This window comes from Candidatus Hydrogenedentota bacterium, assembly GCA_016791475.1.
Classification (GTDB): domain Bacteria; phylum Hydrogenedentota; class Hydrogenedentia; order Hydrogenedentales; family JAEUWI01; genus JAEUWI01.
Genome location: JAEUWI010000079.1, coordinates 21,134 through 27,403 on the forward strand (window position 1 = coordinate 21,134; position 6,270 = coordinate 27,403).

The following is a 6,270-nucleotide window of genomic DNA, read 5'->3' on the forward strand; positions in this document are numbered from 1 at the left end:
ACAGAGGTATTCGCATGTCGGGCACGCTTCGCCAATTATCCCAGTTCATCCTTGTCGGCCTTCTCGCCACCCTCATCGCGGGCTGTCCCATCGATCCCGGGGTGGACGCGGAGAACCCCGCCGGCGTGGCCCTGGAACGGTCCGTGGACGCCTTCACCCCCGGCGAAGAAGTCACCATCACCATCACCATTACGGCCGAAGACGACACCGATATCAGCGCCCTGGGCCTGACCGAAACCGTGCCCGAGGGCTGGACTTTTGTGTCGGTGGATGGAGAGACCGGACAGGTCCCCGCCATTCCGCCCAATGAAGGCGACACCGGCGATCTCGGCTTCATCTGGTTCGCCGTGCCCGATTTCCCCGTCACCTTTACGTACACCCTCCAGGTGCCCGCGGACGCCGAAGCCACCGCCGATATCACCGGACGGGTCGACTACTATGAAAGCGCCGGTATTCTCTCCAGCGACGAAGTAACTTCGCTGCTGGACGCGGTCGGGATCGGATAGCGACTCCCGACGTCCACCCGCCCCGATCACGGGACGCCGCGTTTGTGTCCCCGTGCAAGGGCGCTTCTGGCGTATACTAAGGACTATGGCGTTCTCAAGATATACTCGGCGTGCAACCATCGGGGCGGGGCGGCTCCCGCTCCTGCTCTTTGGGGCCCTGCTCTGTTGCTTTCCACTCCGCGCCCAGGATCCCCCCGCCGACGAGGGGCAGCGCAACCCCGCCCAGATGATTCTGTTCCACCAGCATCCCGAGGACTACAAGGGCGGAAAGCAGGTCGCCGTCACGGTCTACATCTCCGCCTTCCGGTGGGACGGCCTTACCGCCATGGGGCTCTATGAAACCGTCCCCGAGGGCTGGACCTTTCGCGGGGCCCGGGCCATCGCGGGCGCCATGCCCAGCGTGTTGCCCGCCGAAGGCGCTTCCGGCGTGCTCCAGTTCCTGTGGATCGAACAGTCCACCGCACCCATCACCTTCCAGTACCTCCTCGATGTACCCGCGCGGGACAGCGGCCTCCGCTATCTTTCCGGCCAGGTGGAGTATCGCCAGGGCGAGGGCGCGCTGACCTCCAACGTCGCGTTCTCACAACTTACCGGCCTGGCGGACGAGTTGCCCGTCGTCACCCTCCTCGGCGCCGGCGGGATGAAAATCGCCCTCAACGCCACCTTCAACGATCCCGGCGCCACGGCCACCGACGCGGAAGATGGCAACCTGAGCAACCGAATCGAAGTGGCCGGAGCCGTGGACAGCGGCGAACCGGGCGCCTACACCCTCACCTACGGCGTCACCGACAGCGCGGGCAATCGCGCCGTGCCGGTCTCCCGCCAGGTTACCGTCTCCGATTCGCCCAACGATACCGGCGGGGGTACACCCGACGGCGAGAAGCCCGAGACCGGCGCTAATCCCGGCCTGGGGGGTGGAGATGGTCTGCCGCCGACGCGGATGGCCGCGCGAAAACCCGAATCGGAAAAGCCCTTCCCCCAAATCACCGTGCCGGGAATTACCCTGCGGGAAAACTCCGGTGAATACGCGCTGCCCCTTAAATCCGACAACGAAGGAGAAGAAAACCCCACCGGAGACATCACCCCGGAGTCTGTGGCGGGCGGGGATGAGACGTACTCCACGACACGGGCCGCGGGCCTCGTCTCCACCGCCCGCGAGGACGGCCCCAACGGAGCGCCCGGAACCGTCGGCGGCGAATCCGACGGTAGAACCGCCGATAGGCCCCTCACTCGAAGCCCCGGAATACTGATTGTCGTGGCCGGGTTGATGGTGGCCGGGCTCGCCGGGCTCGGGTATCGCCACCAGCGACCTCGGCGCAGAACCCGGTGAGCAAGGCGCCCACGAAGGGGAAGTGGATATTTCCCCGTGCACAAGACTGAAACGCGGATCGCTTGCCCGCGAAGGCCTCTTTCTGGGATACTCTAGAGAACGGCGGCGATTGTTGATCTGCCGCGAGCCAACTCATTAACGCGCACTGTACAAAGAGGAATATACCATGACCACTATGAAACGCTGGACGGCCGCCGTGATGGCCTGCTGTCTTTTCCTGACCATGGCCGGCTGCCAGACCTACGGGGAAGGCGCGGGCGCCGGTGCCGCCGTCGGCGCACTGGCCGGCGGCATCATCGGCCACCAGTCCGGCAATGCCCTGGCGGGCGCCGCCATCGGTGCGGCGGCGGGAGCCCTCGTCGGCGTCGTCGCCCACGACATCAAAGTGCAGCGGGCAAAGAATCGTCAGCAGACCGCCGAAACCTACAAATACACACCCGGCAGCGGCGAGGTCCTTCAAATTGAAGACACCACCGTCTCCCCGGCGGTGGTGCGCCCGGGCGCCACGATTTCCACCTCCCTGCAATACGCCATCATCGGCAACGCGGCGGGCACCCAGGTCACCGAAACCCGGCGCCTGGTCCGCGGGGAAAAGGTCATCGCCGATCTTTCCTCCAAGAAATTCACCCGCGAAGACGGCACCTGGCTTACCACGCAGGACATCAAGCTGCCCGATAGCCTCCAGCCCGGCGCGTATACCATGATTCAGAAAGTCGACACCGCACAGTCGTCCGTCTTCAGTTCGGCCAACTTCACGGTTCAGTAATCCGCATCCTTGAAAACACCCTTCCAGGGCCGGACACCCCTACCGTGGTGGTGTCCGGCCCTTTTGTTGTTCTCACCGGGGTAACTTGATACGATGCCTTACCCTGCTCTTGTATGGGAAAACTATAAGAGCCCGCCCGGCACTCGTGGAGCCACGCAACGCGAAAAAAGGAAACTCAGCCATGAACCATTCCTGGAAATTTGCTGCCGGACGAATCTGCGCCATTACGGCATCGCTCGGCGTCGTTATCATCCTCCTCTCCGGTTGCCCCGACACCGACATCGGCGATACGCCGCCCTTCGATACCACGGGCAACTACGCCGGCACCTACGCCACCAACGCCAAGCAGTTCGGCGGCGCGGAAGATTGCACCTTCGAACTCGAACTGGTCCAGTTCGTGGATCAGCCCCTCATCGCCTATACCTTCGCGGGAATCGCACGCCTGGACTGGGATTGCATCCTCCCGCCCCTGGTCCGCACATCGCTCGGAATCGAATCCGAGGTACTGACCGCGCCGGTGCTGGCCACGCTGGACAATGATGGCGGCTTTGCCCTCGAAGTGGATCTCGACGGCAGCAACATTCCCCCCGCCCTGCTGGCCGCCTTGGACGATTCCGGCGTGGATACGGATATCCCGCTCCAGAGCTTCGCCCTTACCTTCACCGGCACCGGGGAAGACACGGATGACGACGGGCTGATGGACGCATGCTCCGGCACCCTCGACGTGAGCGCCGCCTACGAAGACGAAAGCGGCACGCAGACCATCGATCTCGGTGGCAATTTTGACGTGACCCGCGCGTCGGGTACGTGACGTATCGAATAAGATGACCCTGAGCGCGGTAGTCATGGCAGCCAAAGGAGGGCAATAACCATGTTGGGTTTAGGAAAAATCACTCCGGCGCTGTTAGGACTTTGTGTGTTGGCAACCGGGTGCGACTTGCTCTTTCCGCAAGATTTTGAAAGGTTCGACGGGGCCTTCGAGAAGGTCCCGCTGCCCCCCGGCACCGAGTCATTCCGGATAGACGGAAGCGACAGCACCGATTTCTATTTTAGCTCCGAATACACCAACAAGACGGAGACGGAACTCGCTGAATTCTACCGCACCTTTTTCAAGGACAACGGCTGGACCAGCAATTTCCCTCAGGAGGAAGAAAGCAACGGCCTGCTGGACTACCAGAAGGGTAAGGCGTCCATCAATGTCACCACCGTAGCCATTCGCTCACAAATCCACTTGATGGTCATCTACCGGGAAGACAAGTACACCCACGAGGAATTCGCGAAGCTCGTCGCAGAGAGCGAGACCCCGGAAACGAAAGACCTCATCCGCAGGGTCCAGGAGGCCTACGGCCAGGCCACGTCCTACAGCGACACTGGTTCCTACGAGTGCATCAACGACGGTGAAATCCTGAGCCGTGCCCATTTCAAGACGCGCTATCGCGACCCTGGCGATCTACTCTTCGAATACCAGGATGAAAACACCCACACCCTCAGCAAGCGCGGCGATCAGGTGAAGTACATGTCCGACTTCGACGCCGCACCGACCGAGGACCACGACATCGACCTCGCCATATCGGCCCTCTACGGGGTGACCTCCCGAACCTCCGGGAATATCCCCCAACTCCTGCTGAACCTGGACGAGGGCTCCCTCTTTTATCTGGCGGGCCTGAAATTGCTCGACGAAGCAAAGTCGGAGGACGGCACGCTGTGCCTGCGCCTTCAGGGCGTCGATTTCGGCAGCGAGGAAAACACCCTGTGGATCGGCAAGGAAGACCTGCTTATTCGCAAAATCGAAACCGTGAAGGATCCCGCGAACCGGGAAACCACGATCTACAAGCCACAGACAGGGGTCGAGATTACCGACGGCGAACTTGTTTTCAGGACACCGGAGGCAAAAAACTGATGCGGGTGTACAGGCCCCCTTACTCCCCCGATTCCTCCGCGTACTTCCGATAGTTCAGCTCGGCCTCGGCGTCGCATTCGGCGCAGTACTCATGCGTCATAAAGTGCTGCACCCACTCCGTCCCGATGAGGTCCTCATAGGCCCCGCAATCGGGCAGCACCTCGTCCAGCAGGATTCGATAGGCCTCCCGGGGCGTGCAGTGATCGCAAACGGCATAGGCAACGCCCAAAAGCGCCAGTTGGGACAGAACGATCTTGAATTGCGCCTCCACCTCCGTGTCGCTGAGGGATTCGGGCCGGGGCAGCGCCACCCGATCACCCAGCAATTCGAGGAACGGGGTCTGCTCCCCGTGTTCGAGGCACTCGTCCATCAGGCGCGTTTCCGCCATGAACCGCTCGCTGTCCTGCTCATCCTCCGCACCATAGCCGAAATACCCGTCTTCTTCGTCGTCCTCATCATCGTCCGCGCCCCCGCGAATCGCGCGATCGATGGCCGCCGCTTCGGCGTCCAGCGCCCGCTGCAATCCGCCGTCATCATTCAACACATCCGCCCCCGTGTACGAAGTCACCTCGCCCGATGCCCGGATCTCCCGGATTTCCAGCGTGCTGGCGTCGAATTCGTGATCCTCGTGCACATAGGGCTCCGGCCGTGGAATCGGATTCGGCAGGGGCTCCCAATCGCCCACATCGGCTTCATCGTCAAAATCCCGCTCGCGAATGCAACGTTCCAGCAGGGCTCCCGCCAGCTCCACCACCACATTCCCATTCGGGCCGAACCACTCCAGATACAGGTGATTCTTCCACGTCGTGGGCGGCGGCTCGCCAAGGTTGGCCCGGATCTCGTACTCCTCAAAGGAGCAGGGAAGGGTCCTCACCCAGCCCTGGGCGGTCATCGTTCCCGTGGCCCCAATCTGCATCAGCTTCAGGCCCTGGTGCTCTTCCCGGCGGAAGTACTCCACTTCCGATCCCTCTTCCGGCTCGAAGCAGATATGTTTCCCCACCAGATCCGGGTTGGGCCGCCCCGTCAGATCGAGGCGCAGAAAGGTGTGCTCTCCCCCCGCCTCCCCCTCTTCCGTGCGCAGCACCAAGAACCCCGTTACCCCGTAGTGATGCGTGCAATTCACTTCACCGTAGGTAACATAATCACTCAAGCGGTAGGCCATGGCGGTGCTTCCTTCGTCGTTGAGGCTCCGTATCAATGCCTGTCGGGAGCCCCCCTCCGGGTCTCCTGCGACACATCATACGACGGACGATGCGGAATGGCAAGCAAAGAAATGGAAAGCCCCGGCAGCGGGTGGGCGCCGGGGCTTCAAGCCAATCAGCTCCCCTGAATTGCCCGAAGTTCCGCATTCGGTCGTTGCGCGGGCTTCGCCGTCATACGGACCCGAACATCAACGTCCAATCGGTTAAGATACGTAAAGAGCCGATCAAGGGTATAGCCCTTGAGACGCCCACATACGATATCGCTGACCTTCTGGGCGGGTATCCCCAGAACCTCGCCCGCACCCTTCTGCGTCATCCCTTTTCTCTCGATTGCCGCCTTGATGGCAATCGCAATATCGGCCTTCAATTGCGCCATCTCCGGATCGCGAATCCCCAGTTCCTCAAACACGTTGCAAGTGTACTTTGGCGTATGAGTATCGCTTTGGCTCAATTTTTTCATAGCCAAACCCTTCTTTCCTTCCAAATGTTGGTAGTGTCAAATAGTTTCTGTAAATACTGTCCACTTGGGTAGTGTTTGCTGTTTTGTTGTTTTCAGTAGGCCCCAC

At 61.5% G+C, this 6,270-nt stretch carries 7 protein-coding genes; 5 read left to right on the forward strand and 2 right to left on the reverse strand.

Annotation, left to right across the window (positions count from 1 at the left end):
* Positions 1-14: 14 nt before the first annotated feature.
* The 5 genes from JNK74_26145 (at position 15) to JNK74_26165 (ending at position 4,502) form a co-directional block, all read left to right on the forward strand.
* On the forward strand, positions 15-506 hold the full coding sequence (locus JNK74_26145; GenBank protein ID MBL7649672.1) for a hypothetical protein: 492 nt from the start codon (positions 15-17) through the stop codon (positions 504-506).
* 85 nt (positions 507-591) lie between these two features.
* The gene (locus JNK74_26150; GenBank protein ID MBL7649673.1) at positions 592-1,836 is read left to right on the forward strand and encodes a DUF5011 domain-containing protein; all 1,245 of its coding nucleotides are present in this window, start codon (positions 592-594) and stop codon (positions 1,834-1,836) included.
* A 166-nt stretch (positions 1,837-2,002) separates the two neighbouring features.
* A complete protein-coding gene (locus JNK74_26155; protein MBL7649674.1) occupies positions 2,003-2,602 on the forward strand; it encodes a hypothetical protein in 600 nt (199 codons plus the stop codon).
* A gap of 181 nt (positions 2,603-2,783) precedes the next feature.
* Positions 2,784-3,413 (forward strand): hypothetical protein, encoded by a 630-nt coding sequence (locus JNK74_26160; GenBank protein ID MBL7649675.1) that lies wholly within the window; start codon positions 2,784-2,786, stop codon positions 3,411-3,413.
* Between the two features lie 60 nt (positions 3,414-3,473).
* Positions 3,474-4,502, forward strand: a complete 1,029-nt coding sequence (locus JNK74_26165) for a hypothetical protein (GenBank protein MBL7649676.1) — start codon at positions 3,474-3,476, stop codon at positions 4,500-4,502.
* Positions 4,503-4,521: 19 nt separating this feature from the next.
* On the opposite strand, the gene JNK74_26170 is transcribed toward JNK74_26165, so the two are convergent.
* The gene (locus JNK74_26170; protein MBL7649677.1) at positions 4,522-5,664 is read right to left on the reverse strand and encodes a hypothetical protein; all 1,143 of its coding nucleotides are present in this window, start codon (positions 5,662-5,664) and stop codon (positions 4,522-4,524) included.
* A gap of 155 nt (positions 5,665-5,819) precedes the next feature.
* Positions 5,820-6,164 carry an XRE family transcriptional regulator gene (locus JNK74_26175; protein ID MBL7649678.1) on the reverse strand — a complete coding sequence of 115 codons (345 nt, stop codon included), beginning with the start codon at positions 6,162-6,164 and terminating at the stop codon, positions 5,820-5,822.
* Positions 6,165-6,270: the final 106 nt, after the last annotated feature.

Bases quoted from the DNA above. Each gene is read 5' to 3' on its own strand.
- JNK74_26145 (MBL7649672.1), top strand. From the start codon at position 15: ATGTCGGGCACGCTTCGCCAATTATCCCAGTTCATCCTTGTCGGCCTT.
- JNK74_26150 (MBL7649673.1), top strand. From the start codon at position 592: ATGGCGTTCTCAAGATATACTCGGCGTGCAACCATCGGGGCGGGGCGG.
- JNK74_26155 (MBL7649674.1), top strand. From the start codon at position 2,003: ATGACCACTATGAAACGCTGGACGGCCGCCGTGATGGCCTGCTGTCTT.
- JNK74_26160 (MBL7649675.1), top strand. From the start codon at position 2,784: ATGAACCATTCCTGGAAATTTGCTGCCGGACGAATCTGCGCCATTACG.
- JNK74_26165 (MBL7649676.1), top strand. From the start codon at position 3,474: ATGTTGGGTTTAGGAAAAATCACTCCGGCGCTGTTAGGACTTTGTGTG.
- JNK74_26170 (MBL7649677.1), bottom strand. From the start codon at position 5,664: ATGGCCTACCGCTTGAGTGATTATGTTACCTACGGTGAAGTGAATTGC.
- JNK74_26175 (MBL7649678.1), bottom strand. From the start codon at position 6,164: ATGAAAAAATTGAGCCAAAGCGATACTCATACGCCAAAGTACACTTGC.